Genomic DNA, 26,473 nt, shown 5'->3' with positions numbered 1-26,473 from the left:
GAACCGGGGGCCGACAACCCCGGGCACCGCCCGCGGCGAGTCGGCTGGCACGCTAGACGGCGTGTCCGCAACCGGCCCGTTCACCGTCGGGGAACGCGTCCAACTCACCGACGCCAAGGGCCGGCACTACACGATGTCGCTCACGCCCGGCGCGGAGTTCCACACCCATCGCGGGTCGATCCCCCACGATGCGCTGATCGGGCTGGAACAGGGCAGCGTGGTCAAATCCAGCAACGGCGCGCCCTTCCTGGTGCTGCGCCCGCTGCTGGTCGACTACATCATGTCTATGCCCCGCGGGCCGCAGGTCATCTACCCGAAGGACGCCGCGCAGATCGTGCACGAGGGCGACATTTTCCCGGGCGCGCGAGTGCTGGAGGCCGGGGCGGGATCGGGGGCGCTGACCTGTTCGCTGCTGCGCGCCGTCGGGCCCGACGGGCGGGTGGTCTCCTACGAACAGCGCGCCGACCACGCCGAACACGCCCGTCGCAACGTCTCGGTGTTCTACGGCCAACCCCCGGACAACTGGGACCTGATCATCGCCGACGTCGCCGACTCGGAGATGCCCGACGGTTCCTTCGATCGGGCGGTGCTCGACATGCTCGCGCCGTGGGAGGTGCTCGACGCGGTCGCCCGGCTGCTCATCCCCGGCGGCGTGCTGATGATCTATGTCGCCACCGTGACCCAGCTGTCGCGGGCCGTGGAGGCGCTGCGAGCTCAGCAGTGCTGGACCGAGCCGCGGTCGTGGGAGACGCTGCAACGCGGCTGGAACGTCGTCGGTCTGGCCGTGCGGCCGCAGCACTCCATGCGCGGCCACACCGCGTTCCTGATCTTCACGCGGCGGCTCGCGCCCGGCGTCGTCGCGCCGGCGCCCTTGGGGCGCAAACGCGAGGGCCGCGACGGCTAGCCACCAACCGTCAATCCCTAATCGTCGCTGCGCTGCAGGCCGCGCCGCACCGACAGGAGTTCGAACTCGGGGTGCGCGGCCACCAGGCGTTCCGCCGCGTCCAGGACGTCGACCGCGTGGCTGCGGTCGCCGGACACCGTGGCCACGCCGATGCCCGCGCGTCGATACAGCTCGTGCGAACCCGTCTCGGCCGCCGACACGCTGAACTTGCGCTGCAGCTCGGCGACCACGGGGCGGATCACCGACCGTTTCTGTTTCAGGGATCGGACATCGCCCAGCAGCACGTCGAACTCGAGCCAGCCGATCCACATGCCGCGCGTCACCCGGGCGGACCCGGGGTCGGACCGGGCTCGGGCCCCGGACCCGGGGCCGGATGCTGCGCGGGCGGCGCTGCGGGGGCCGGCTGGGGAGCCGGGGCCGGCGCCGGGTTGGCCGGCGGCGCCACCGCCGGCGACTTGCCCAACGCCAGCAACATCTCGGCGGTTTGTCGGGACAGTTGCCAACCGCCTTGGAAGGGCGTGAATTCCATGGGGAAGTGGAAGCTGCCGTTGGCCGGCTGGGCCGTGTTCACGTCGATGGTCGCGACCACGTCGGAGGACGTCTTGTCCGACCAGGCGATGTCGTGCGCGACGAAGTTGATGGGCAGGTAGCCGTTGTCGCGCAGCGCGTTGGTGAACTTGTCCAGGCTGTCGGCACTTTCGGGAGCCGCTCCTTCGACCAGACTCACCTTGTTGATGCCGGGTATCTTCGGGTCGACCAGCCGGGTCAAGATGTCGGTAAGGGCTTCGGGCGGCGGCAGCGGGGTAGTCGGAGGGATGACAACCGTGCTCGAGGTCGCCGGCGCGGCCGCGGGCACGGAGGAGGCGATTCTGGGTTGTTGATGCGACGAGCATCCCGAGATGCCGACCGCCGCCAGGACGGTGGCGGCGCTCAACGTTGCGGACAGGTGCCGGTGCATCCAGTCGGTCAGGCCGGCCGGGGCGTCGTGGCGCTTCTCGAAGCGGGCGCCCGCCGCGCGGTGGGGCCAACGGGTGCAACTGAACTCACACCCGCGGTCGCCGCGCCGGCGCCGCCTGTGCCGACCAAGCCCGTGGCGAGGCTTTTTGTGGTCACGGCGGCCCTTTCGATCAGCGGGATTAGTGGCCGAGATTACCAGCGTGACGAAAATCTTAACTTTTCGTGGGTATTTGACTCAGCACATCATCGGTCAATCGCCGGTAGCGTTGAAGTATCCACCGCGCCAATTCGGTGTGGGAAAGGAGCGCAACATGGGTGGCTCAGAGCGTTCTGAATCATTCGGTACCCCCCGCGAGTCAGGCATGTCCCCCGGCGATGCTGCCGAATTAGAAGAATTGCGCCGCGAGGCAGCGTTGCTGCGCGAGCAACTCGAGCACGCAGCCGGGGCGCAGGGCGGCACCCGCTCGGCGCGCGACGTGCATCAGCTCGAAGCCCGGATCGACTCGCTGGCGGCCCGCAACTCCAAGTTGATGGAGACGCTCAAAGAGGCGCGCCAGCAACTGCTGGCGTTGCGTGAGGAAGTCGACCGGCTCGGGCAGCCGCCGAGTGGCTACGGCGTCCTGCTGGGCTCGCACGACGACGACACGGTCGACGTGTTCACCTCTGGTCGCAAGATGCGCCTGACCTGCTCGCCGAACATCGACGTGGCGTCGCTGCGGAAGGGCCAGACGGTTCGCCTCAACGAGGCACTGACCGTCGTCGAGGCCGGCACGTTCGAATCCGTCGGCGAGATCTCCACGCTGCGCGAACTCCTTGCCGACGGGCACCGGGCGCTGGTCGTCGGGCACGCCGACGAGGAACGCATCGTCTGGCTGGCCGAGCCGCTGGTCGCCGAGGACCTGCCGGAGGGGCACCCCGACGCGCTCAACGACGACACCAGGCCGCGCAAGCTGCGGCCGGGCGACTCGTTGCTGGTCGACACCAAGGCCGGTTACGCGTTCGAGCGCATTCCCAAGGCCGAGGTCGAAGACCTGGTCCTCGAAGAGGTGCCCGACGTCAGCTACTCCGACATCGGCGGCCTGACCCGCCAGATCGAGCAGATCCGCGACGCCGTCGAGCTGCCGTTCCTGCACAAGGAGCTGTACCGGGAGTACGCGCTGCGCCCGCCCAAGGGTGTGTTGCTCTACGGCCCGCCCGGCTGCGGTAAGACCTTGATCGCCAAGGCGGTGGCGAATTCGCTGGCCAAGAAGATGGCCGAGGTGCGCGGTGACGACGCGCGCGAGGCGAAGTCCTACTTCCTCAACATCAAGGGCCCCGAACTGCTGAACAAGTTCGTCGGCGAGACCGAGCGTCACATCCGGCTGATCTTCCAGCGGGCACGGGAGAAGGCGTCCGAGGGAACTCCGGTGATCGTGTTCTTCGACGAGATGGACTCGATCTTCCGCACCCGCGGCACCGGGGTCTCGTCGGACGTCGAGACCACCGTCGTCCCGCAGCTGCTGAGCGAGATCGACGGGGTCGAGGGACTTGAGAACGTCATCGTGATCGGCGCCTCCAACCGTGAGGACATGATCGACCCGGCGATCCTGCGGCCCGGCCGCCTCGACGTGAAGATCAAGATCGAGCGGCCCGATGCCGAAGCGGCGCAAGACATCTTCTCGAAGTACCTGGTCGAGACGCTGCCGCTGCACGCCGACGACCTCGCCGAGTTCGGGGGAGACCGCACCGCGTGCATCAAGGCGATGATCGAGAAGGTCGTCGAGCGGATGTACGCCGAGATCGACGACAACCGGTTCCTGGAGGTCACCTACGCCAATGGCGACAAGGAAGTCATGTACTTCAAGGACTTCAACTCCGGGGCGATGATCCAGAACGTGGTCGACCGGGCGAAGAAGAACGCGATCAAGTCGGTGCTGGAGACCGGGCAGCCGGGTCTGCGCATTCAGCATCTGCTCGACTCGATCGTCGACGAATTCGCCGAGAACGAGGACCTGCCCAACACCACCAACCCCGATGACTGGGCGCGGATTTCGGGCAAGAAGGGCGAGCGGATCGTCTACATCCGCACCCTGGTCACCGGGAAGAGTTCGAGCGCGTCGCGGGCCATCGACACCGAATCGAACCTCGGCCAGTACCTGTAGGCCTGCAAGCCGCGCCGACACTCAAACCAGGCGCACCACGCGCCGCGGCTTGAGTGTCGGCGCGGTGCCGTGTCAGGTCAGCCGGTCACCAGCGAATAGCTGTTGGTGAGGTTGTCCTGCAACACCTGGGCCGCCCTGGTCCTCGTGTCCACGCGCAGCTCCTCGGCGAGCACCCGTGGCTGGTAGGTCCATCCGGCCGGCAGGTCGAGCCGGTCGGCCAGTCGCGGCAGGTCCGCGCGGGTCAGGCTGGGGTCGGCGACCTGGCTCAAGGTCTGCATCACCCAGTGCTGTCCGTGAGGGTCGATGAGTTCGTAGATCTGTTCGCCGGCGTTGAAGACGAACACCGTGTGGCGGTTGACCTTGTTGGGCAGGTAAGGCGCCGGATTCATCGACGACAGCAGGACGGTGGCCTGCTGGATCATTTCGATCCCGCCGAAGGTCTTCGTCACCTGCGGGCCCTGGGCGTCCTTTTCGATGGCGTTCATCAGCCAGTACCGAGGACCGTTGAGCAGGGCCGCGGCCACACCGTTTTCGGCGGCGATGGCGTGGGGGTCGAGCGCGGACCACAGCTCGGCCGGGCAGTCGTTGAGCGGGAAGCTGTTGTAGACCGTTGCCTGCGGGCCGGCCTCGCCGGCGGTTACGAGGAGCACTTCGCCGTAGCGTTTTCCCGCCAGGTCGCGTGCGTGTTTACCGACGTGGTCGGATTGGGGGGCGGACACACGGTGAAGCTAGTCACAACCGCCGGTGCCGTCAACAGCGCGCGCGGACAGCGCGACGGCGCCGCGGTAGCGGTTGCGTGCGATCAAAGTGGTGTGCAAGTCCTCGATCAGCGGGTCGAGGAAGGCGGAGCGGTATTCGGCGTCGCCGGCCGCGCGGGCGCTGATGTACATGAAGGTCAGCGCGCCGAGGAAAAGACTCATGTGCACCAGCGAATCCGGAACCGGCAGCGTGAATCCCAACACCGTCGCGGTGCTCTTGTAGGTGTGGGTCCATTCGTTGAGCAGCTCGGGGCTCAGCACGATCAGGCCCAGAATCAGATAGATCGCGGCGGTGACCACCGCCACCACCAGGATCTGCGCCAGTTGGGACGCGACCAGGACGAAGACGACGTTGAGGCGCTCCGCCTTTTTCAGCGGTGGGCAATCGGGGGCGGCCGGCATGGCTGCGAAGGGCGTGGCGGAGAGGTGCTCGGTCTCTTCGGGCACCGACGTCGACCTCAGCATCGGGCGGACCCGCTCCACGGTCGCGGACACGACGAAGGCGGCCGCGATGGACATCAGAAATGTCATCGCCAGCCCCAGCCGGTTTCCGCTGATCGTCGCCGCCATCAGCCAGACGTAGGTGTTGAAGAACACCAACGCGGTCAACAGCACGACCGGCAACGCCCGGACCGCGAGCGCGCCCACCATGGCGAAATGCGACAGCATCATCCGCACCGCCCAGCCGACCACCGACCCGACGCCGACGCCGGTCAGAATCAGCACGACGGCGACCACGACGGCCTCCTGCTGCAGGTCCGCGGCGTCTCCCGTCGTCAGGCCCACGCACGCCACCAGCACGAGCGAAACGGTCGCTATTGCCGCGCGGGCCCGGCCGTTTCGTGACCGCGACACCAGCCAGCCCACGACGGCCATCAGCGGGAGGGCGAGGCCGACGATCACCAGCACGGCCAGCTCGGAAGTCGTTGGCGCACCGGTGATCTCGACGTCGTGGCCGCCGGTGATCAGATACACCGGCAGGATGCAGGCCTGCAGCGTCGCGTACGCCGCCAGCATGGGCGCCGAGCGTGGCCAGAGCCGTCGCCACCGCGCCCTCCTGGTCAGCACCGACGGCAAACCCCGCGCCAGGAACCAGCTTTCAGCCGCACCACTCGCCGAACCCCGTTGGCGTTGCGCGCGGCGCAGAGTGAGGTCCATGCCGGCTCACCCTACGGCGGGCGAGTCGCCCGCGCCGGGCGTTCAGTGACTACAGATCTCTGTTGTCGCCCGCCCCGCCGCGCGGGGCGCATCGTCGGCGGGCCTGGCCGGATTGCCCGCCTTCTCAACGCCCCGCCGCGCGGGGCGCATCGTCGGCGGGCCTACGCTTAGGTCATGCAACGGATTATCGGGACGGAGGTCGAGTACGGCATTTCCTCACCGTCGGACCCGACGGCCAACCCGATCCTCACCTCGACCCAGGCGGTCCTGGCCTATGCCGCCGCCGCCGGCATCCAGCGCGCGAAGCGCACCCGCTGGGACTACGAGGTGGAATCACCGCTGCGGGACGCCCGCGGTTTCGATCTGAGCCGCTCGGCCGGTCCGCCACCGGTGGTCGACGCCGACGAGGTTGGCGCGGCCAACATGATTTTGACCAACGGGGCGCGGCTCTACGTCGACCACGCCCACCCCGAATACTCGGCGCCCGAGTGCACCGACCCGCTGGACGCGGTCATCTGGGACAAGGCCGGCGAGCGGGTGATGGAGGCCGCGGCCAGGCACGTCGCCAGCGTCCCCGGGGCTGCCAAGCTGCAGCTGTACAAGAACAACGTCGACGGCAAGGGCGCCTCCTACGGCGCGCACGAGAACTACCTGATGTCGCGGCAGACGCCGTTTTCGTCGATCATCGCGGGTCTGACCCCTTTTCTGGTGTCCCGCCAGGTGGTGACCGGCTCCGGCCGGGTCGGCATCGGGCCCTCCGGTGACGAGCCCGGCTTCCAGCTGTCCCAGCGTTCCGACTACATCGAGGTCGAGGTCGGCCTGGAGACCACCCTCAAGCGCGGCATCATCAACACCCGCGACGAGCCGCACGCCGACGCCGACCGGTACCGCCGGCTGCACGTCATCATCGGCGACGCCAACCTCGCCGAGACGTCGACCTACCTGAAGCTGGGCACCACGGCGCTGGTCCTCGACCTGATCGAAGTCGGCCCGGAACACGGGATCGACCTGAGCGACCTGGTACTGGCCCGGCCGGTGCATGCGGTCCATGCGATCAGCCGAGACCCGTCGCTGCGGGCCGTTGTGGCCCTGGCCGACGGCCGAGAATTGACGGGCCTTGCCTTGCAACGGATTTACCTGGATCGGGTGGCCAAGCTGGTCGACGGCCGCGACCCTGATCCCCGCGCGGCCCACATCGTGGAGACCTGGGCGCACGTGCTCGACCAACTCGAGCGCGACCCGATGGAATGCGCCGAGGTGCTCGACTGGCCCGCCAAGCTGCGACTGCTCGAAGGGTTCCGGCAGCGGGAGAATCTGAGCTGGTCGGCGCCGCGCCTGCACCTCGTCGACCTGCAATATTCCGATGTCCGCCTGGATAAGGGTCTGTACAACCGGCTCGTCGCGCGCGGCTCGATGAAGCGTCTGGTCAGCGAACACCAGGTGCTGGAGGCGGTCGACAACCCGCCGACCGACACGCGCGCCTACTTCCGCGGGGAATGCCTGCGCAGGTTCGGCGCCGACATCGCCGCGGCCAGCTGGGACTCGGTGATCTTCGACCTGGGCGGCGATTCGTTGGTGCGCATTCCGACGCTGGAGCCGCTGCGCGGCAGTAAGGCGCACGTCGGAGCGCTGCTGGACTCGGTGGACAGCGCCGCCGAACTGGTGGAACAACTCACCAGCTAGGCCGGTTAGACCGGGGAACGTCGGGGTTGACCGGTAGGGTAGAGAAATACCAGCGGGCAGTGTGGCTCTCAGGAACCAGGCAAGCCGCTGAACAAGTTCAGATGAAGCAGGAGGCCGGCGATGGCTCAAGAGCAGACCAAGCGTGGCGGTGGTGGCGGCGACGACGACGACTTCGCCGACAGCACGGCCGCGGGCCAGGAGCGCCGCGAGAAGCTGGCCGAGGACACCGACGACCTGCTCGACGAGATCGACGACGTCCTCGAAGAGAATGCCGAAGACTTCGTCCGGGCATACGTCCAAAAGGGCGGACAGTGACCTGGCCCTTCTCCGATCGCCTGTCCACTAACTCCGCACTCCCGGCAAATCCCGCCGTAGACCTGTCATCGTTTGCTGACTTTCTGCGCCGCCAGGCGCCGGAGCTCTTGCCGGCGAGCCTCGGCGGGGGCGCGCAGGCCGGTGGGGCCGGATCGCAGCTGCCGCACGGCACCACGATCGTCGCGCTGAAATATCCCGGCGGCGTCGTGATCGCCGGGGACCGGCGCTCCACCCAGGGCAACATGATCGCCGGGCGCGACGTGAAGAAGGTGTACGTCACCGACGATTACACCGCCACGGGCATCGCGGGTACCGCGGCCATCGCCGTCGAGTTCGCGCGCCTGTACGCGGTGGAACTCGAACACTACGAGAAGCTCGAGGGCGTGCCGCTGACGTTTGCCGGCAAGGTCAACCGGCTCGCGATCATGGTGCGCGGAAACCTGGCCGCCGCGATGCAGGGGCTGGTGGCCCTGCCGCTGTTGGCGGGCTACGACATCGACGCGCCCGACCCCGAGGGGGCCGGCCGGATCGTCTCGTTCGATGCCGCCGGCGGCTGGAACCTCGAGGAGGAGGGCTACCAGTCGGTCGGTTCGGGGTCGATCTTCGCCAAGTCGTCGATAAAGAAGTTGTACTCGCAGGTGACCGATGCCGATTCCGCGCTGCGGGTGGCCATCGAGGCGCTCTACGACGCCGCCGACGACGATTCGGCCACCGGCGGGCCCGACCTGGTCCGCGGCATCTACCCTTCAGCGGTCACCATCGGCGCCGACGGCGCGGCCGAAGTGCCGGAGAGCCGGATCGCCGAATTGGCCCGTGAGGTCATCCAAAGCCGCTCGCGCGCAGACACTTTCGGCCCAGACGGCGGTGAGAAGTGAGCTTCCCGTATTTCATCTCGCCCGAGCAGGCGATGCGCGAGCGCAGCGAGCTCGCCCGCAAGGGCATCGCCCGGGGCAAGAGCGTGGTGGCGCTGGTCTACGCCGGGGGTGTGCTCTTTGTGGCGGAGAACCCGTCGCGGTCCCTGCAGAAGATCAGCGAACTCTACGATCGCGTGGGCTTCGCGGCTGCCGGCAAGTTCAACGAGTTCGACAACCTGCGCCGCGGCGGGATCCAGTTCGCCGACACCCGCGGTTACGCCTACGACCGCCGCGACGTCACGGGGCGCCAGCTGGCCAACGTCTACGCGCAGACGCTGGGCACCATCTTCACCGAGCAGGCCAAGCCGTACGAGGTCGAGCTGTGCGTTGCTGAGGTGGCGCATTACGGCGAGACGAAACCCCCTGAGCTGTACCGGATCACCTACGACGGCTCGATCGCCGACGAGCCGCATTTCGTGGTGATGGGCGGTACCACCGAGCCGATCACCACCGCGCTCAAAGACTCCTATGCAGAGAACGCCGACCTGCGCGACGCGACACAGATCGCCGTGAGGGCGTTGCGGGCCGGCAGCGCCGACGCATCCAGCGGGGATCAGCCCTCGCCGGACGTGGGCAGCCTGGAGGTCGCCATCCTCGACGTCAGCCGGCCGCGGCGGGCGTTCCGGCGGATCAACCGGGCCACCTTGGAAAGCCTGCTGCACGAGGGGGATTCGAAGCAGCCGGAAACCAACGGCGAAGGGCCGGATGCCAACGGCGATTCCGCGGGCTGAATCGGGCCGCATCGGCCCAGCCGGTGGCGTTCGCCGTGGGCGAAAAGCTTGGCTCGGCACACCGGCGCCGGCGTTGCTGGCAACCCGTCGTGGCGGCCGAGACGCGGCGGCGCGAAACTCGTCGGGACCCGTAGGCGCGGCTTCCGCACCGTCCTGCTCGCACAACCAGTACGCTCGATTACGTGCAGCGGCGAATTATGGGCATCGAGACCGAGTTCGGTGTCACCTGCACCTTCCACGGCCATCGGCGCCTATCTCCGGATGAGGTAGCCCGTTATCTCTTCCGGCGCGTCGTGTCCTGGGGGCGCAGCTCCAACGTTTTCCTGCGCAACGGCGCCCGCCTCTACCTCGACGTGGGCAGCCACCCCGAGTACGCGACGGCCGAGTGCGACAGCCTGGTGCAGCTGGTCACCCACGACCGCGCCGGCGAATGGGTGCTGGAAGACCTGCTCATCGACGCCGAACAGCGGCTCGCCGACGAGGGCATCGGCGGTGACATCTACCTGTTCAAGAACAACACCGATTCGGCGGGCAACTCCTACGGCTGCCACGAGAACTACCTGATCGTGCGCGCCGGTGAGTTCTCCAGGATCTCCGACGTGCTGCTGCCCTTCCTGGTCACCCGCCAGCTGATCTGCGGGGCGGGCAAGGTGCTGCAGACCCCCAAGGCGGCGACGTTCTGCCTGTCGCAACGTGCCGAGCACATCTGGGAGGGCGTCTCGTCGGCGACCACCCGCAGCCGGCCGATCATCAATACCCGCGACGAGCCGCACGCCGACGCCGAGAAGTACCGGCGGTTGCACGTGATCGTCGGCGACTCCAACATGTGCGAGACCACCACCATGCTCAAGGTGGGGACCGCGGCGCTGGTGCTCGAGATGATCGAGGCCGGGGTTCCCTTCCGCGACTTCTCGCTGGACAACCCCATCCGCGCCATCCGCGAGGTCAGCCACGACATCACCGGCAGGCGGCCGGTCCGGCTCGCCGGTGGTCGCCAGGCCAGCGCGCTGGACATCCAGCGCGAGTACTACACCCGCGCCGTCGAACACCTGCAAACCCGGGAACCCAACGCCCAGATCGAGCAGGTGGTCGACCTATGGGGACGTCAGCTCGACGCCGTCGAGAGCCAGGACTTCGCCAAGGTCGACACCGAGATCGACTGGGTGATCAAGCGCAAGCTGTTCCAGCGCTACCAGGACCGCTACAACATGGAGCTGTCCGACCCCAAGATCGCCCAGCTCGACCTGGCGTATCACGACATCAAGCGCGGGCGCGGCGTGTTCGACCTGCTGCAGCGCAAGGGCCTTGCGGCGCGTGTCACCACCGACGAGGAGATCGCCGAGGCGGTCGACACCCCGCCGCAGACCACCCGCGCCCGGCTGCGCGGTGAGTTCATCAGCGCCGCCCAGGCCGCGGGTCGCGACTTCACCGTGGACTGGGTCCACCTCAAGCTCAACGACCAGGCCCAGCGCACCGTGCTGTGCAAAGACCCGTTCCGGGCGGTCGACGAGCGGGTCAAGCGGCTGATCGCCAGCATGTAGCTCGCCCCGCTTCTCATTGGCCGCATCAGTCGCACCACCCCGCCGGTAGGCCATGCTCCGGCGCAAACGTGATAGCGCGGGTGCCATCTCGCCAAGGCGGCACCGCCCGTCGACTCGTGACGGATGTGGCCGTTGTGAATGCTGCGACGCGCGTACCGGTGCAGGCGCGGAGCGGGCCCCGGCTATAACCTGGTGTGAATGGCGACCTCCAAAGTCGAGCGGTTGGTCAATCTCGTCATCGCCCTGCTGTCCACGCGCGGCTACATCAGCGCGGAGAAGATCAGGTCCAGCGTGGCCGGTTACGCCGACAGCCCCAGCGCCGAGGCGTTCTCCCGCATGTTCGAGCGCGACAAGAACGAGCTGCGCGATCTGGGCATCCCGCTCGAGGTCGGCCGGGCGTCGGCGTCGGATCCCATCGAGGGTTACCGAATCAACCGCGACGCCTATTCGCTGCCGGCCGTCGAGCTCACTTCCGACGAGGCGGCCGCGGTCGCCGTCGCGACGCAGCTGTGGGAATCGCCCGAGCTGATCACCGCCACCCAGGGCGCCCTGCTCAAGCTGCGCGCCGCCGGGGTGGAGGTCGATCCCGACGCTCCGGTTGCCATCGCCTCGCCGGCCGGCGTGCCCGGACTGCGCGGATCGGAAGACGTTCTCGGAATCCTGTTGTCGGCCATCGATTCCCGGCAGGCGGTGCAGTTCTTGCACCGGCCGTCGCGGGCCGAGCCCTACAGCATGCGCACGGTCGAGCCGTGGGGCGTCGTCACGCAGAAGGGACGCTGGTACCTCGTGGGCCACGACCGCGACCGCGACGCAACCCGCACCTTCCGGCTCTCGCGGATCGGCGCCGAGGTCAAGCCGATCGGCCCGCCCGGAGTCGTGGTGGTGCCCGACGATGTGGACCTGCGCCAGGTCGTGGCCCGCACGGTTGCCGAGACGCCGACCGGCGGGCAGGCCCGTGTGTGGGTCGCCGAGGGGCGGGCCACCGCGCTGCGGCGTGCCGGGAGGAGCGCCGGCGCGCGGCAGCTGGGCGGCCGGGACGGCGAGGTGATCGAACTCGACATCGGCTCCAGCGACCGGCTGGCGCGCGACATCGCCGGCTACGGGGCAGACGCTGTCGTGCTCGAGCCGCAGGCACTGCGCGAGGACGTGCTGGCGCGGCTGCGCGCCCACGCCGAAGGGGGAGAGCCCGCATGACTGCCGTGTCCACCCGCCTGATCCGGCTGCTCAACATGGTGCCGTACTTCCAGGCCAACCCGCGGGTCACCCGGGCCAAGGCGGCCGCCGACCTCGGGGTGTCCGCCAAGCAGCTGGAAGAGGACCTCAACCAGCTGTGGATGTGCGGCTTGCCCGGTTATTACCCGGGCGATCTGATCGACTTCCAGTTCTCCGGCGACACCATCGAGGTGACGTTCTCCGCCGGCATCGACCGGCCGCTCAAGCTCACGTCGCCGGAGGCCACCGGTCTGCTCGTGGCCCTGCGCGCGCTCGCCGACATTCCCGGTGTCGTCGATCCGGAAGCGGCGCGCAGCGCGATCGCCAAGATCGAGGCCGCGGCCGGCGCCGTCGGGCACGACGCCACCGGCTCGGCGGCGGCGGTCGATGAGCAGGCGCCCGCGGAGAGTCGCGCCGCGGCCGTCGTGCGCACGGCGGTGCAGTACAAGCGCGCCCTGGCGATCGACTATTACTCCGCGTCGCACGACACCCTGACCAGCCGGACCGTCGACCCCATCCGGGTGCTGCTGATCGGCGGACACAGCTACCTGGAGGCCTGGTCGCGCGAGGCCGAAGGGGTTCGGCTGTTCCGCTTCGACCGGATCGTCGACGCCACCGAGCTGGGCGAGCCGGCGGCCCCGCCCGAACTGGCCGTGCAGGCACCACCGGATACGTCGCTGTTCGACGGCGACCCGGCACTGCCGTCGGCCAAGCTCCTGGTCGCGCCCACGGCGTCGTGGATGTTCGAGTACTACCCGATGCGCGAGGTGCGGGAGCTGGCGGACGGATCCTGCGAGGCGGTGATGACCTACGCCTCCGAGGACTGGATGACGCGCCTGGTGCTGGGCTTTGGGGCGGCCGTGCGGGTGCTTGAACCGGAGTCGCTGGCCCGACGTGTACGGGATGCCGCGGCGGCGGCGTGCGAGTCCTATCAGGCGCTTGCCCCATAGGCCACGGCGCGGGCGGCCCGGTGTATCGCCGCGCTGCGGTAGCATCGGGTAGACGTCTGGAGGTAATTGAAGTGGGCAGTCTTAGTCCGTGGCACTGGGCGATCCTCGCGGTGGTGGTGATCCTGCTTTTTGGTGCCAAGAAGCTCCCCGACGCAGCACGTTCGTTGGGCAAGTCGATGCGCATCTTCAAGTCTGAGCTGCGCGAAATGCAGAGCGAGAACAAAGCGGAGCCCTCGGCGTTGGACGCCAACAGCGCCCCCTCCGCCGCGAACCCCACTCCCGTGCAGTCGCAGCGGGTAGACGCCCCGGCGCCGGCTCCCGAGCAGGGGCACTCCGAAGCTCGCCCGGCGTAGCCGTTTCACCGTCGCGGTGCCCGAACACCACTGAACGAGCGTCGTGAAATTTCCCAAGGTTTCAGCGCGCACTGCCGGCGTGCTGAGGCGCCTCAACCCGCGTAACCGGCGCAGCCGCACCAATCCCGACGCGACGATGTCGCTCGTCGACCACCTGACCGAGCTGCGCACCCGGTTGCTCCTGTCGCTGGCCGCCATCCTGGTGACCACGATTTTCGGGTTCGTCTGGTACTCGCATTCGATCTTCGGGCTGGAAAGCCTCGGCGAGTGGCTGCGCCATCCCTACTGTTCGCTACCCGCATCCGCACGGGCCAGCATCAGCGCCGACGGTCAATGCCGGCTGCTGGCCACGGCGCCGTTCGACCAGTTCATGTTGCGGCTCAAGGTCGGGCTGACGGCCGGGGTCGTGCTGGCCTGCCCGGTGTGGTTCTACGAGCTGTGGGCGTTCATCACGCCGGGGCTGTACCAGAAGGAGCGCCGCTTCGCGGTCGGATTCGTCGTGCCCGCGGCGGCGCTGTTCGTCGCGGGTGCGGTGCTGGCTTACTTCGTGCTTTCCAAGGCGCTGGGCTTCCTGCTGACCGTAGGCAGCGACGTACAGGTGACCGCGCTGTCCGGGGACCGCTACTTCGGGTTCCTGATCAACCTGTTGGTGGTGTTCGGGGTCAGCTTCGAGTTCCCGTTGCTGATCGTCATGCTCAACATGACGGGTGTGCTGCCCTACGAGCGGCTCAAGGCCTGGCGGCGTGGCCTGATTTTCGCGATGTTCGTGTTCGCGGCCGTGTTCACCCCCGGTTCCGATCCGTTTTCGATGACCGCGCTGGGTCTGGCGCTGTCGGTGCTTCTCGAGTTCGCCATCCAGATCGCGCGCCTGCACGACCGGCGCAAGGCCAAACGCGAAGCCCAGGCCGTTATCCCCGACGACCAGGCCTCGGTCATCGAGCCGCCCGCACCCCTACATGAGCCGGTCCCGGAGCCGTCGTTCACCGCCGGCCAGCATGACGATGTCACCTAAGCCATCGGTGCCGGAGGACGTGGCAGAGCTTGCAGAGCTGACCCGGTTCACCGCGGAATTGCCGTTCGCGCTGGACGGCTTCCAGCAGCGGGCGTGCGCGGCGCTGGAACGAGGGCACGGCGTGCTGGTGTGCGCGCCGACCGGCGCAGGCAAGACGGTGGTGGGTGAATTCGCCGTGCACCTGGCACTGGCCGCCGGGGGCAAGTGCTTCTACACCACACCACTGAAGGCACTGAGCAACCAGAAGCACACCGACCTGATCGCGCGCTACGGTCGCGACCGGATCGGCCTGCTGACCGGTGACATGTCGGTGAATGCCGACGCTCCGGTGGTGGTGATGACCACCGAGGTGCTGCGCAACATGCTCTACGCGGATTCGCCTGCGCTGCAAGGGCTTTCCTACGTGGTGATGGACGAGGTGCATTTCCTGGCCGACCGGATGCGCGGCCCGGTATGGGAGGAAGTGATCCTGCACCTGCCAGACGAGGTGCGGGTGGTCAGCCTGTCCGCGACGGTGAGCAACGCCGAGGAATTCGGTGGCTGGATCCAGACGGTCCGGGGCGATACGACGGTGGTGGTCGACGAGCACCGCCCGGTGCCGCTGTGGCAGCACGTGTTGGTGGGCAAGCGGCTTTTCGATCTGTTCGACTACCGGAACTCCGAAGCCGGCGAGCAGGCGGGCGCCGGCCGCGAGTCGCGTGTCAGCCCGGACCTGGTGCGCCACATCGCGCACCGCCGTGAGGCGGACCGGATGTCGGACTGGCGAAGCCCCCGCCGCGACCCGGGAAGGCGGGGTGGCGGCCGCGGCGCCCCCGGCCGGCCGCGCTTCTACCGACCGCCCGGGCGGCCGGACGTGATCGCGACGCTGGACTCCGAGGGGCTGCTGCCCGCGATCACGTTCGTGTTCTCCCGCGCCGGCTGCGACGCCGCCGTCCAGCAGTGCCTGCGCTCGCCGTTGCGCTTGACCACCGAGGAGGAACGGGCGCAGATCGCCGAGGTGATCGACCACCGGTGCGGCGATCTGGCCGACGGTGACCTGGCGGTGCTCGGTTATTACGAGTGGCGCGAAGGGCTGCTCCGCGGTCTGGCGGCCCACCACGCCGGGATGTTGCCGGTGTTCCGGCACACGGTCGAAGAACTGTTCACCGCCGGTCTGGTCAAGGCGGTGTTCGCCACCGAGACGTTGGCGCTCGGCATCAACATGCCCGCCCGGACGGTGGTGCTCGAAAGGCTGGTGAAGTTCAACGGCGAGCAGCACATGCCGCTGACGCCGGGGGAGTACACCCAGCTGACCGGGCGCGCCGGCAGGCGCGGCATCGACGTCGAGGGCCACGCGGTGGTGCTGTGGAACCCCGCCGAAGAAACCACCGAACCGGCCGCTGTCGCGGGCCTGGCCTCCACCCGCACCTTCCCGCTGCGCAGTTCCTTCGCCCCGTCGTACAACATGACGATCAACCTGGTGCAACAGATGGGGCCCGAGCAGGCGCATCGCCTGCTGGAGCAGTCCTTCGCCCAGTATCAGGCCGACCGCTCCGTCGTCGGCCTGGTCCGCGGTATCGAGCGCGGCAAGGCGATGCTCGCCGAGATCGCCGGCGAGCTGGGCGGCCAGCAGGCGCCGATTCTCGACTACGCCCGTATGCGTGCGCGCATCTCCGACCTGGAGCGCGCGCAGTCCCGCGCCTCGCGGCTGCAGCGCCGACAGGCGGCCAGCGACGCGCTGGCCGCGCTGCGGCGTGGCGACATCATCAACATCACCCACGGCCGGCGCGGAGGGCTGGCGGTGGTGCTGGAATCGGCCCGCGACGGCGACGACCCGCGGCCGTTGGTACTCACCGAAAACCGCTGGGCGGGGCGGATTTCGACGGCCGACTACTCGGGAGCGTCGGCTCCGGTCGGCTCGATGCCGTTGCCCAAGCGGGTCGAGCACCGTCAGCCGCGGGTCCGGCGTGACCTGGCCTCGGCGCTGCGGTCGGCGGCCGCCGGGCTCGCCATCCCGGCCAGACGCCGCAGCGGCCGCGGCGACCACGACGGCGCGTTTCACGACCCTGAGCTGGAATCCTTGCGCGACGAGCTGCGTCGGCACCCGTCGCACAACACGCCCGGCCTGGAGCCCCAGGTCCGGCAGGCCGAGCGCTACCTGCGCATCGAACGCGACAACGCTCAACTGGAGAAACAGGTTGCCGCCGCGACCAATTCGCTGGCGCGGACGTTCGACCGGATCGTCGGCCTGCTCACCGAGCGCGGTTTCATCCAAGGCCCGGACACCGATCCCCACGTCACCGACGACGGCCGGCTGCTGGCCCGCATCTACAGCGAGAGCGACCTCCTCGTTGCCGAATGCCTGCGCACCGGCGCATGGGCCGAGCTGCAGCCGCCCGAGTTGGCGGCGGTGGTCTCGGCGGTGCTGTACGAGACAAGAGGTGGTGAAGGCCCGCGGGCGGCGTTCGCCGCCGAGGCGCCCACCCAGCGAGTGCGCCAGGCGCTGCAGCAAACATCGCGGCTGTCGTATGCGCTGCGCACCGACGAGCAGACGCACCGAATCGCGCTCAGCCGGGAACCCGACGACGGGTTCGTCAACGTCATCTATCGCTGGGCCAAGACGGGGGACCTGGCCGCCGCGCTGGCGGCCGTCGACCCCGTCGGCACCGGCTCGCCCCTGTTGGCGGGGGATTTCGTGCGCTGGTGCCGCCAGGTCCTCGACCTGTTGGACCAGGTCCGCAACGCCGCCCCGGACGCGGAGCTGCGGGCCACCGCCAAGCGCGCCATCAATGACGTTCGGCGCGGCGTCGTCGCTGTTGACGCCGGGTAGGCTGAGCCGAAGCTACCGTAGATCCAACAACCACAACGCCGATAGTTCATGCCAAGACATAAGGGGCTGAGGAGAAACGATGAGCGGACCGCAGGGACCGGACCAGCAGTGGCAACCGCCCGGCCAAGGTAGCGATCATTCCTCCGAACCGACCCAGGTCGGTTCGCCCTGGCAACAGCAGCCGGGCCAGGAGGCGACGTGGCAGGCCCCGGCGTACACACCGCCCGCCGAATACCCGCAGTACCAGCAGCCGGCCGAACAGGCGTATCCGCAGCAATACCCGCAGCAGCCCGGCTACGGACAACCGGGGCAGTACGGCCAGCCGGGTCAGTACGGGCAACCCGGGCAGTACGCGCAGCCGGGCCAGTACGGGCAACCCGGGCAGTACGCGCAGCCGGGCCAGTACGGGCAACCCGGGCAGCCCGGGCAGTACGGCCAGCCGGGGCAGTACGGGCAGCCGGGCCAATACCCGCAGCAGTACCAGCCCTACGACCAGCAACCGGCCAAGAAACGGTCGATGGCGGTGATCCTCGGGGTGGGCGGCGTGATCGCCTTCCTGCTCATCGCGGTCGTGCTGATCCTGGGCTTTTGGCAGCCCGGCTTCTTCGTGACCACCAAGCTGGACGTGAACAAGGCGCAGGCCGGCGTGCAGCAGGTCCTGTCGGATGAGACCAACGGCTACGGCGCCAAGAACGTCCAAAACGTCAAGTGCAACCACGGCCAGAATCCGACGGTCAAGAAGGGCGCGACGTTCGACTGCGACGTCAGCATCGACGGCGCCCCGAAGCACGTGACGGTGACGTTCCAGGACAACAAGGGCACCTACGAGGTCGGGCGCCCGCAGTAGTCGGTTACCCCGGCAGCGCGTCGAGCGCCTTCTGCAACCGGGCAATCGAGGACCCGACGCCCAGCGTCGTCGCCAGCTTGGCCGTGCGTTGTGGATCCTCGGCCGCCAGCGGTAGTGCGTCGGTCGGGGTCGACAGGCTGACGGGCGCGTCGGTGGCCACCCGCACCACCTGCCCGGCGGCCTCGATGTAGTCGGTCGCGCCCAGCAGTTTCGAGCGCAGGCCCTTGGCCATCTTCGACTTCGGGTCCTGGGCGGCCGTCAGGATCTGGTCGAGCGACCCGTGCTGGGCCAGCAGCGTCGCCGCGGTCTTCTCACCGACACCCGGCACGCCCGGCAGTCCGTCGGACGGATCTCCGCGCATGAGGGCGAATTCGGCATAGGCCGGCCCCGCCCGATGCGCCGGCAGGCCGTAATGGTCGGCGACCTCGGCAGGCCCGAACAGGGTGGCTTTCGTCAGCCCGCGGCCCAGGTACAGCACCCGGACCGGGACCGGATCGTCGGACACCACCTGCAGCAGGTCGCGGTCCCCGCTGACCACCACCACCGGGTCACGGCTTTCGCGGGCGGCCAGCGTGCCGAGCACATCGTCGGCCTCGAAGCCTTCGGCGCCCGCGGTCGGGATCCCGAAGGCGTCCAGCAGCCCCATGATCATGTCGATCTGCGGCGTCAGGTCGTCGGGGACCTCTTCAACGTCCGGTTCGCCCGCGGGCTCCAGCTCCGCGACGCGATGGGCCTTGTAGGACGGGACGAGGTCGACGCGGAACTGCGGCCGCCAATCCAGGTCGAGGCAGACCACCAGCCGGCCGGGGCGGTGTCGGTTGATCACCACGGCCATCGAATCGAGGAACCCACGGACGGCGTTGACCGGCCGGCCGTCGGGGGCGGTGATCGAGGACGGCACCCCGAAATACGACCGGAACCACATGCTGGCCCCGTCGAGCAGCACCAGTGGCGATCGCAAGCGCGGCGAAGCCGGGCGCAGCGGGTCGCCACTCGTCCTATCCAGTGGCGATCGCAAGCGCGGCGAAGCCGGGCGCAGCGGGTCGCCACTCGTACTTGAGGGCGATCGCATGTCGGCTATCCTGCCAGCGCCGTCGGCCACGCGGTTAGCCTGGCTGCCATGGAATCTGATCGGTTCGACGCCGGGGTGTATGCCCGCCGGCTGGCCTCGGCGGCCGCCGCGACCGCCGCGGCGGGGCTGTCCGGGCTGGTGATCACCCCGGGGTACGACCTGCGATACCTCGTCGGGTCGCGAGCCCAGACGCTCGAGCGGTTCACGGCGCTGGTGTTGCCGGCGTCGGGCGACCCGACCGTAGTCATCCCGCGGCTGGAGCTGGCCTCACTCAAGGAATCGGCGGTTGCCGAACTGGGTTTGGCGGTGCGGGATTGGGTCGACGGCGATGACCCCTACCAATTGGTGGGGACGGCGTTGCGGGGCGCCCCGGCCGCCACGGCCGTCACCGATTCCATGCCGGCGCTGCACCTCTTGCCGCTGGCCGGTGTGCTCGGTGTGCTGCCGGTGCTGGCGACCGACGTGATGCGCACGCTGCGAATGGTCAAGGAGGAAGGCGAGATCGACGCCCTGCGCAAAGCCGGTGCGGCCATCGACCGTGTCCATGCCCGCGTACCGGAGTTTTTGGTCCCCGGACGGACGGAGGCCGACGTGGCCGCCGACATCGCGGAAGCGATTGTCGCCGAAGGTCATTCGGAGGTGGCGTTCATCATCGTCGGATCGGGGCCGCACGGCGCCGACCCGCACCACGGGTACTCGGATCGTGAACTGCAAGTCGGTGACATCGTCGTCGTCGACATCGGCGGCGCCTACGGGCCGGGTTATCACTCGGACTCGACCCGCACCTACAGCATCGGTGAACCGAAACCCGAGGTGGCGCAGCAGTATTCGGTGCTCCAGCGGGCTCAGCGCGCGGCCGTCGACGCGGTGCGTCCGGGTGTGACGGCCGAGCAAGTCGACGCGGCCGCGCGCGACGTGCTGGCGGACGCCGGGCTCGCAGGGGCGTTCGTGCACCGCACCGGCCACGGCATCGGACTGTCCGTTCACGAGGAGCCGTACATCGTCGCGGGCAATGACCTGCCGCTGGCCGCGGGCATGGCCTTCTCCATCGAGCCGGGCATTTATTTCCCGGGCCGATGGGGCGCCCGCATCGAGGACATCGTCATCGTGACCGACGACGGCGCGCTGGCCGTCAACAACCGGCCGCACGATCTGATCGTGGTGCCGGTGGCATAGCATCCGGGGCTCACTGGCGCGTACGTTTGGCCTTGATGTCACTTCTGGATTTGACTCTCCTTCCGATCCGCATCGCACGCCACATCGCCGACACGCTGACGCATCCCGCCGCGACTGCACCCGCGCCACCGGCCGAGCTCGTCGTCGTCGACGGGATGCCCGAGGGGGTGCCGCCGGCGGCGCTGCGCCCCGAGCCACAACTCCCGGTGCCGTCGGGATGGCCGTTCGGCGAGGAGTTTCCGCGCACTTGTGGCGCGGGCCGCATGGCCGCCGGGGCCCTGTTTTGGACCGACTTCCTCTACGACGACCACGGCGCGACCGGCCTGCCGATCGGCGACCTGAAGGTGCAGGCGCCCCCGCGCGGCACCTACATCTATCCCGACGGCCCCGCCGCGCGCAACGGCGCCGACATCTTCCGAGTGGCGATCGGGCTCACCGCCACCCACACGTGGTGGCGGGTCAACTGGAACACCTTGCTGGACGCGTCGGTCCCCATCGCGTTGTTCACCCTCGACACCGACCCCGCCCGCACCGCGCCGCAGCAGTGGCCCGCCGGGGCCGGGGTGCGGTCGGTCGGAATCGATATGGCGCTGCTGATTTCGGGCAGTGGCGCCGCGCTGATCGACCTGACCACCGGATCCACGACGCCCGTACAGCACAGCGTCGACATGGGATCGCGAACGTTTCTGGCCCAGGTGCCGCGGACTGTGCTGGAGCCGGCCGGCACCTGGACGGTGCGGCTGGCAGCGGGGCTGGCCAACGCGGCCGGGGACGGGTTCGCCGACGTGCCCGCCGAGCACGGGGCGCTGCCCGGGCAGCCCAACGTCTACAACGTCGCATTTCGTACCAATGAGCAGGAGCCGCCCCGCCTGAACTTCTGGTCGGATTCCGCCCAGGCCGCCGCCCTGACCGACGGCGACGTGTCGAAGTTCGCCCTGACGGTGGAATGGGCTCGGCTGGCGGCCGGCGAGACCGCGCCCGAGCCGGTGCTCACCGGCCCGTCGACGCGGTGGTACGTGTCCTCGGTCGAGCTGGGCCAGGGTGTGGCCGCCGACGACATCTTGAGCACCAAGCCGCAGTTCCTCGGTCGGGTGCAGCCGTATTCGGTGTGCCTGCCGTCGAGTTTCAAGCCGGGCCGGCCGCTGCCGCTGACCCTGCTGCTGCATTCGCTTGCCCTGGGGCAGAGCCAGTTCGCCGCGATCGACCCGCGCCTGCTGCACCGAGTGTGCGAGGGCCGCGACTCGGTGGTGATCACGCCGCTGGCCCGGGGCCCGTCGACGTGGTACTTCGACACCGGGGAACTCGACGTCTGGGAGGTGTGGGCGCGCGTCGCCGAGCAACTGGGCACCGACCCCAACCGCACCGTGATCTCGGGTTACTCGATGGGCGGCTATGCGGCTTACAAGCTGGGATTGACCTACCCCCAAGTGTTTTCGCAGGCGGTCGTGCTCGCGGGGCCGCCGACGTGCGGGGTGCGGCTGCTTCCCGACATCGACATCCCGGCCGACCTCGACCCGGACTCGCCCTGTGCCCGCGAGGGCGACACCTGGAAGCTGCTGGTGAACGCGCGCTGGCTGCCGTATGTGATCGCGCACGGGCTGGTCGACGAGCTGGTGCCGTTCCCGTCGGCCGCCGAGCAGGTGCTCGAACTCGACCGGCTGGGCTACCGGCACCGCTTCACCGTGTATCCGTTCGAGGATCACATCGCCTGGGTGCTGCAGGACAAGTTCGAAGACCCGATCGACCACATGGAAACCGGCCTGCGGCAAGCCGATCCGGGGCACATCACCTTCGCGTGGCACCCGCAACTGGTGCGCGACGACCTCGGCATCGGGCCGCATCAGGTGTGGTGGTTGTCGGCCCTCACTGCGGACCCCGCCGTGACGGCGCGGCGCGGGGCGATCGCCGAGGTCGACGCGCGTTCGTATGCGCGCCCGGACCCGACGCACACCGTTCGGCATCGCCGCGGGTTCCTGCTGAACTTCGACCCGACCCCGGGCGTGTACAGCGAACTGGACTGGCGGGTGGGCCCGCCCGTGGGTCCGCTGCCGTATCTCACGCTGCGGCTCACCGGGGTCGCCGGGATCGTGGTGGATGTCCGGCGTGCCGGACTGGCCGCGTTACCGAAGTCGACGATCGCCGTCGCCACCGACACCCCCGCGCGGATCACGCTGAGTGGGCTGCCCGCCGGGGTCAGCGTCCAACTCGATGGTCAACCGGCCGAACCGACCCTTGCGGTGTCGGCGGGACGGCACCGCATCACGTTGGCCGCCCGGCCTGTTGATGAATGAGTTGTGGCTGCTAGGTGGCCGCGGCTAGCTTGGCAAGGCCATCATTGGGTGAATAGCGGCCGCGCGCGGACTCGACCAGAATTTTGCGCGTGGCTCCGCTGTCCGTTGACCCCGAGGCGATGTTCGCTGCCGGTAGCGCCGTGCAGGCCGCCGGCGAGGGTTTGGCGGCGAATCTGTCGATATTGACGGCCGGCTTTTCCGCGCACACCGGTGTTGACCGGGCCGGCGAGGTGTTCGGCTTGGCGTATCAGGAGAAGGCCGAGGCGGTGCTGAAGGCGGCGGCTGCCGCCGTCAACGCTTGCCGCAAAAGCGGGGCCGTCATCCAGCAAGGCGCGTCGAACTACTCCCACACCGAGGCTGCTTCGACGCTGGGCGGCGGAAGCGGAGCTTTACAGCCACCGTCCCCCCCGGCCGAGCTTGCCGCGCCGGGGCCGCCTGGGACGTGGGGGCCCGGCCAGCCGCCCCCACCGCTGTGGTCGCTCGTGCAATCGTTCATCCTCGAGGCATGGCCCGATGGCGATGTAGCGGGTCTGCGTGCGGCTGCATCTCGTTGGCGTGCCTTCGGTGCGGCGGCCAAAGGTGTGCAGGGAACTCTCAACGCATCGAAGACGCTTTTCGACGGCCAACACATTCCTGAAGGCGAGCAGATCGACAACGCTTTGAGCGAAATCGGCTCGTCGACAGCGACCATCGGCGAGCTGTGCGGCTCACTGGCCGACACTATCGACACGTTCGCGAACAGGGTGGACCACGCCCAAACCGCGATCCGGGACCTGTTGCGTCGGATCGAGTCCCTGGGCGACCTCGGTCACGACGTCATGCTCATCATCGACGGTGACGCGTGGGATGAGATCAAACAGATCGTCAAGGACATCAACGCGGTGCTGCAGCATCTTGGGCAGGAAGCCAGGGCCTGCGAGGAGGCGATCAAGTTCCTCGTGCAAGCGGCCGATCGCGCGGTCGTCACATGCGAGAAGTACGCGCGCCGCGGGCTCGTCCAATTCCTGGGAGACGACGTCGGTAACCCCGTCGCGACCGTAGCCGACACCTGGATCAATGCCTACGAGGGTGTCCTCAAAGGTGCGGTCGGCATGGGGCTGGGCCTCGTCGACCTGAGCCCGCACTGGATCGCTGCCGATCCCCACGGTGCGGCCGCCACCTGGACGGGCTTGGTGAAAAACGCCTGGAAAGAAAGCCTGATCAACGCCGCGGTCAATCCCAAAGAATTTTCGGAAGCGAGGCTGCAGGAGCTGAAAGGCCTTGTGCATGCCAAGGATTGGAGCACGGCTCGGCCGGGATTGGGCGCCGGTGAAGTCATATTCGACGGCACCACGCTGATCGCCCCGGGCCTCGGTGAGGCAGGTGCGGCGGCCGACGGTGCGGGAGCCGCCGCGCGCGGCGCGGGGGAAGAGGCGGAGGCCGCGGGTGGGGCTGCCGGGCGTGCCGGTGGGGAAGGCGCGGCGGGAGCGCGCGGCGCGCTGACCGACATCACCAAGGCCGGCGGCGACGTGACCAAGAACCTCGAAGGCGCCGCCGGCGGTCTGCCGGAAATCAAAGCTCCGCCCGCTGGCGGTACTCCTGTCGGTCTGCCATCCGGCAAGCCGCTCGACGCGCCCGTCGAGGCCACACCACACCCGCCCGACGCTGCACCGGGTGCACCGCACGATCCAGCCGCCGCTCCGGGGCCTGGGGCCGGTGGTGGTCCTCATGAGCCGGCGCCCGGGCCGGCGGCGGGTGGTCCGCACGATCCCGTTTCAGCCCCTGCGGAGGCTCCTGTACCAGCGTCAGCGACTGCCGGTGGTGGTCCGCATGAGCCGGTGTCGGCGCCGGCGGAGGCTCCCGCTCCTGCTGCTGCTGCGCCGGTGGGTGGTGGTCCACACGATCCCGGATCAGTTCCCGCTGGGAGTCCCCATGACCCAGTGTCGGTGCCCACGGGTGGCCCCCATGAATCGGTGCCCGCGCACGCTGGTGAGCCGCGGGAATCGATACCGGCCGCGGCACCCGGGTCAGCTCCGGCAGCCGTCCACGCCGCAGCCGGCGATCGTGTGCTGGCGAGCGTGGCGCAATTAGCGGAACATTCGCCGGCGCGTACGCCGGTAGCGCCCAGTGGATCGCCGGTTGAGGCCGCGCCGGTCGGCGCCAGTGCGCCAAGGCCGGCGCCTGCCGCCGCACCCGCGGCGTCTACGCCGCATTTCACCGCCCCGGGTGGCCACCCGGCGGAGATCCCAGCGCCGGGTCGCGACTGGCGCAGCCCTGGCGAAGGTGGGCCGCCAGACGGTCAGCCACCGCATGACGGACAACCGAAAGGTCCCGGCGACGGCGATCCGGCCGACGGTAAGCCAGACGGACAGCCACCGGACGGTAGCGGTCGGCGAGGGAATGGCGACAGAGATTCAGCGGGCGGTCGTGGAGATGGGAACTCGCCCGACGGCGACGGTTCGAAGGCGCCGGGAGACGGTGACTCTCCGGGCGGTGAGCGGCAGGACCCTGTGCATTCACACGAGCCTGCGGGCGATGGATGGCATCGGCTGCCGGACGAGCCGCTTGACCCCAACTACGGAAATCCGCTGGATGACCACTGGGATTTCGCTGACGATCCGGTTGATGCCACTAAGATCGACGGTGAGGTGGCAAAGCTTATTCATGACCCGGAAGCACCATATGGACGTGATCCACAAGGGCACGCGTATACCGAGCAAGAATATGCAGAACGCTTCAACCAAATAGGCAAAGAGGGTCAACATTGGGTGAAATTTCCGCTCAATGACGGCGCTGTTCCGGGAACACGGGTTGCCTATACAGACTTTGGATCCTTTGTACGCGATTATGGCTCTCTTCTTGACCGGGTCGGCAAGACCAATGGTAAGTACTTAGCTGTGATGGAAGATGGCCAAGCGGCTTCATGGGAGCAGCGTGCTCTCCACGTGACGAATCTCCGCGATCCTTACCACAGTTACACATTGGGCGAACTACCGGAGGGCTGGACCATTGAAGTATCGGAGGTCGCGCCCGGAGTGGGTCAACCAGGTGGATCGATTCAAGTCCGAATATTCGATGCTGATGGCAAGGTACAAATAATCGACAAGCTCAAGGTCCGAGGAGTGCTTAAGTAATGGCAGGCGTCGTCGATCTTTCTCCTGGTTTACAACGGTGGGTTCGTCTCGCCGGATTAGAGATGCTTCAGGGCACTCAGACGAATGACGGCCGAACGATTATCTGGAACACAGGCGGCGAGGTGCGGTACTTCATCGGTGTTGTCGACGAATGGTATGTCATAACTTCGTCCGATCGCATGGGACCTGAAGCATTCGAATTTGCTGGGCGAACGATGTCAGTGGTGGAAAAGTATCTCTACGGATTGTTTGGACTATCCGTCAGAGGTGAAAATCTACCTAGCATAAGAATCCCTTTTCGGCGTGACGAGTTACGTGCAGGCTACAGCATTGGCGTGCTGACATTCGCCGGAAGAGAGCGCCACACATTGATTGATGAGCGGGGTGTGGAGGTGGCTATAGCCGGAGTCGAGGACCTCGTTGAGCTGTCTCACTACATCAATGCTACCGAAAAGATGGTAGAAGAATCTTATCTCGCTGCTGACGGCAAGCCGATATTCGGCACAGATGATCACGGGGTTTAATCATGACAATGA

22 protein-coding genes are annotated in these 26,473 nt (G+C 68.3%); 17 read left to right on the top strand and 5 right to left on the bottom strand.

Annotated elements, in window-relative coordinates:
• The first annotated feature begins 61 nt into the window (after positions 1 to 61).
• Positions 62 to 904, top strand: a complete 843-nt coding sequence (gene trmI, locus G6N37_RS08850; RefSeq protein ID WP_163678789.1) for a tRNA (adenine(58)-N(1))-methyltransferase TrmI — start codon at positions 62 to 64, stop codon at positions 902 to 904.
• A gap of 17 nt (positions 905 to 921) precedes the next feature.
• Here trmI and G6N37_RS08845 read toward each other — a convergent pair whose 3' ends face one another.
• Together G6N37_RS08845 and G6N37_RS08840 are read right to left on the bottom strand one after the other, a co-directional pair.
• The gene (locus G6N37_RS08845) at positions 922 to 1,215 is read right to left on the bottom strand and encodes a DUF503 domain-containing protein (protein ID WP_163684786.1); all 294 of its coding nucleotides are present in this window, start codon (positions 1,213 to 1,215) and stop codon (positions 922 to 924) included.
• An 8-nt stretch (positions 1,216 to 1,223) separates the two neighbouring features.
• Entirely contained in the window at positions 1,224 to 1,862 is a 639-nt protein-coding gene (locus G6N37_RS08840; protein ID WP_163678786.1) for a hypothetical protein, read from the bottom strand.
• Between the two features lie 310 nt (positions 1,863 to 2,172).
• On the opposite strand from G6N37_RS08840, the gene arc reads away from it, so the two are divergent.
• A complete protein-coding gene (gene arc, locus G6N37_RS08835; RefSeq protein ID WP_163678783.1) occupies positions 2,173 to 4,002 on the top strand; it encodes a proteasome ATPase in 1,830 nt (609 codons plus the stop codon).
• A 77-nt stretch (positions 4,003 to 4,079) separates the two neighbouring features.
• On the opposite strand, the gene G6N37_RS08830 is transcribed toward arc, so the two are convergent.
• Together G6N37_RS08830 and G6N37_RS08825 are read right to left on the bottom strand one after the other, a co-directional pair.
• Positions 4,080 to 4,721, bottom strand: coding sequence for a hypothetical protein (locus tag G6N37_RS08830; RefSeq protein ID WP_163678767.1), 642 nt, complete (start codon positions 4,719 to 4,721; stop codon positions 4,080 to 4,082).
• A 9-nt stretch (positions 4,722 to 4,730) separates the two neighbouring features.
• Positions 4,731 to 5,918, bottom strand: a complete 1,188-nt coding sequence (locus G6N37_RS08825; protein ID WP_174813806.1) for a hypothetical protein — start codon at positions 5,916 to 5,918, stop codon at positions 4,731 to 4,733.
• A gap of 174 nt (positions 5,919 to 6,092) precedes the next feature.
• Here G6N37_RS08825 and dop point away from each other — a divergent pair, with 174 nt between their 5' ends.
• The 11 genes from dop (at position 6,093) to G6N37_RS08770 (ending at position 18,285) form a co-directional block, all read left to right on the top strand.
• Positions 6,093 to 7,601: a pup deamidase/depupylase gene (dop, locus tag G6N37_RS08820; protein ID WP_163678765.1), complete on the top strand. Its 1,509-nt coding sequence runs from the start codon at positions 6,093 to 6,095 to the stop codon at positions 7,599 to 7,601.
• Positions 7,602 to 7,721: 120 nt separating this feature from the next.
• A complete protein-coding gene (locus tag G6N37_RS08815) occupies positions 7,722 to 7,916 on the top strand; it encodes a ubiquitin-like protein Pup (protein ID WP_007170369.1) in 195 nt (64 codons plus the stop codon).
• On the top strand, positions 7,913 to 8,791 hold the full coding sequence (gene prcB / locus G6N37_RS08810) for a proteasome subunit beta (RefSeq protein WP_163678761.1): 879 nt from the start codon (positions 7,913 to 7,915) through the stop codon (positions 8,789 to 8,791). The genes G6N37_RS08815 and prcB overlap by 4 nt, the downstream gene beginning before the upstream one ends.
• On the top strand, positions 8,788 to 9,561 hold the full coding sequence (gene prcA, locus G6N37_RS08805) for a proteasome subunit alpha (protein WP_163678758.1): 774 nt from the start codon (positions 8,788 to 8,790) through the stop codon (positions 9,559 to 9,561). Before prcB ends, prcA begins: the two co-directional genes overlap by 4 nt.
• A 182-nt stretch (positions 9,562 to 9,743) precedes the next feature.
• Positions 9,744 to 11,102, top strand: a complete 1,359-nt coding sequence (pafA, locus tag G6N37_RS08800; protein ID WP_174813805.1) for a Pup--protein ligase — start codon at positions 9,744 to 9,746, stop codon at positions 11,100 to 11,102.
• Positions 11,103 to 11,300: 198 nt separating this feature from the next.
• Positions 11,301 to 12,296, top strand: a complete 996-nt coding sequence (locus G6N37_RS08795; protein WP_163678754.1) for a helix-turn-helix transcriptional regulator — start codon at positions 11,301 to 11,303, stop codon at positions 12,294 to 12,296.
• Positions 12,293 to 13,264: a helix-turn-helix transcriptional regulator gene (locus G6N37_RS08790; protein WP_163678751.1), complete on the top strand. Its 972-nt coding sequence runs from the start codon at positions 12,293 to 12,295 to the stop codon at positions 13,262 to 13,264. Before G6N37_RS08795 ends, G6N37_RS08790 begins: the two co-directional genes overlap by 4 nt.
• A 71-nt stretch (positions 13,265 to 13,335) precedes the next feature.
• Positions 13,336 to 13,617: a Sec-independent protein translocase subunit TatA gene (gene tatA / locus G6N37_RS08785; RefSeq protein ID WP_163678749.1), complete on the top strand. Its 282-nt coding sequence runs from the start codon at positions 13,336 to 13,338 to the stop codon at positions 13,615 to 13,617.
• A 43-nt stretch (positions 13,618 to 13,660) separates the two neighbouring features.
• The gene (tatC, locus tag G6N37_RS08780; protein WP_163678746.1) at positions 13,661 to 14,629 is read left to right on the top strand and encodes a twin-arginine translocase subunit TatC; all 969 of its coding nucleotides are present in this window, start codon (positions 13,661 to 13,663) and stop codon (positions 14,627 to 14,629) included.
• A 19-nt stretch (positions 14,630 to 14,648) separates the two neighbouring features.
• Positions 14,649 to 17,438, top strand: a complete 2,790-nt coding sequence (locus G6N37_RS08775; protein WP_163678743.1) for a DEAD/DEAH box helicase — start codon at positions 14,649 to 14,651, stop codon at positions 17,436 to 17,438.
• Positions 17,439 to 17,517: 79 nt separating this feature from the next.
• Entirely contained in the window at positions 17,518 to 18,285 is a 768-nt protein-coding gene (locus tag G6N37_RS08770; protein WP_163678740.1) for a DUF4333 domain-containing protein, read from the top strand.
• Between the two features lie 4 nt (positions 18,286 to 18,289).
• Here G6N37_RS08770 and G6N37_RS08765 read toward each other — a convergent pair whose 3' ends face one another.
• Entirely contained in the window at positions 18,290 to 19,246 is a 957-nt protein-coding gene (locus G6N37_RS08765; RefSeq protein ID WP_179961901.1) for a 5'-3' exonuclease, read from the bottom strand.
• Positions 19,247 to 19,405: 159 nt separating this feature from the next.
• On the opposite strand from G6N37_RS08765, the gene G6N37_RS08755 reads away from it, so the two are divergent.
• From G6N37_RS08755 to G6N37_RS08740, 4 genes are all read left to right on the top strand, one after another.
• A complete protein-coding gene (locus tag G6N37_RS08755; protein ID WP_163678737.1) occupies positions 19,406 to 20,533 on the top strand; it encodes a M24 family metallopeptidase in 1,128 nt (375 codons plus the stop codon).
• A gap of 35 nt (positions 20,534 to 20,568) precedes the next feature.
• Positions 20,569 to 22,824 (top strand): alpha/beta hydrolase-fold protein, encoded by a 2,256-nt coding sequence (locus tag G6N37_RS08750; protein WP_163678734.1) that lies wholly within the window; start codon positions 20,569 to 20,571, stop codon positions 22,822 to 22,824.
• A gap of 89 nt (positions 22,825 to 22,913) precedes the next feature.
• Positions 22,914 to 25,937: a glycohydrolase toxin TNT-related protein gene (locus G6N37_RS08745; RefSeq protein WP_163678731.1), complete on the top strand. Its 3,024-nt coding sequence runs from the start codon at positions 22,914 to 22,916 to the stop codon at positions 25,935 to 25,937.
• Positions 25,937 to 26,461 (top strand): TNT antitoxin family protein, encoded by a 525-nt coding sequence (locus G6N37_RS08740; RefSeq protein ID WP_163678716.1) that lies wholly within the window; start codon positions 25,937 to 25,939, stop codon positions 26,459 to 26,461. The genes G6N37_RS08745 and G6N37_RS08740 overlap by 1 nt, the downstream gene beginning before the upstream one ends.
• Positions 26,462 to 26,473: the final 12 nt, after the last annotated feature.

The sequence above is a fragment of the Mycobacterium seoulense genome, assembly GCF_010731595.1.
Taxonomy (GTDB): domain Bacteria; phylum Actinomycetota; class Actinomycetes; order Mycobacteriales; family Mycobacteriaceae; genus Mycobacterium; species Mycobacterium seoulense.
Note: the sequence above shows the minus strand (reverse complement) of the source record. Positions and strands in the feature narration are given on the sequence as shown.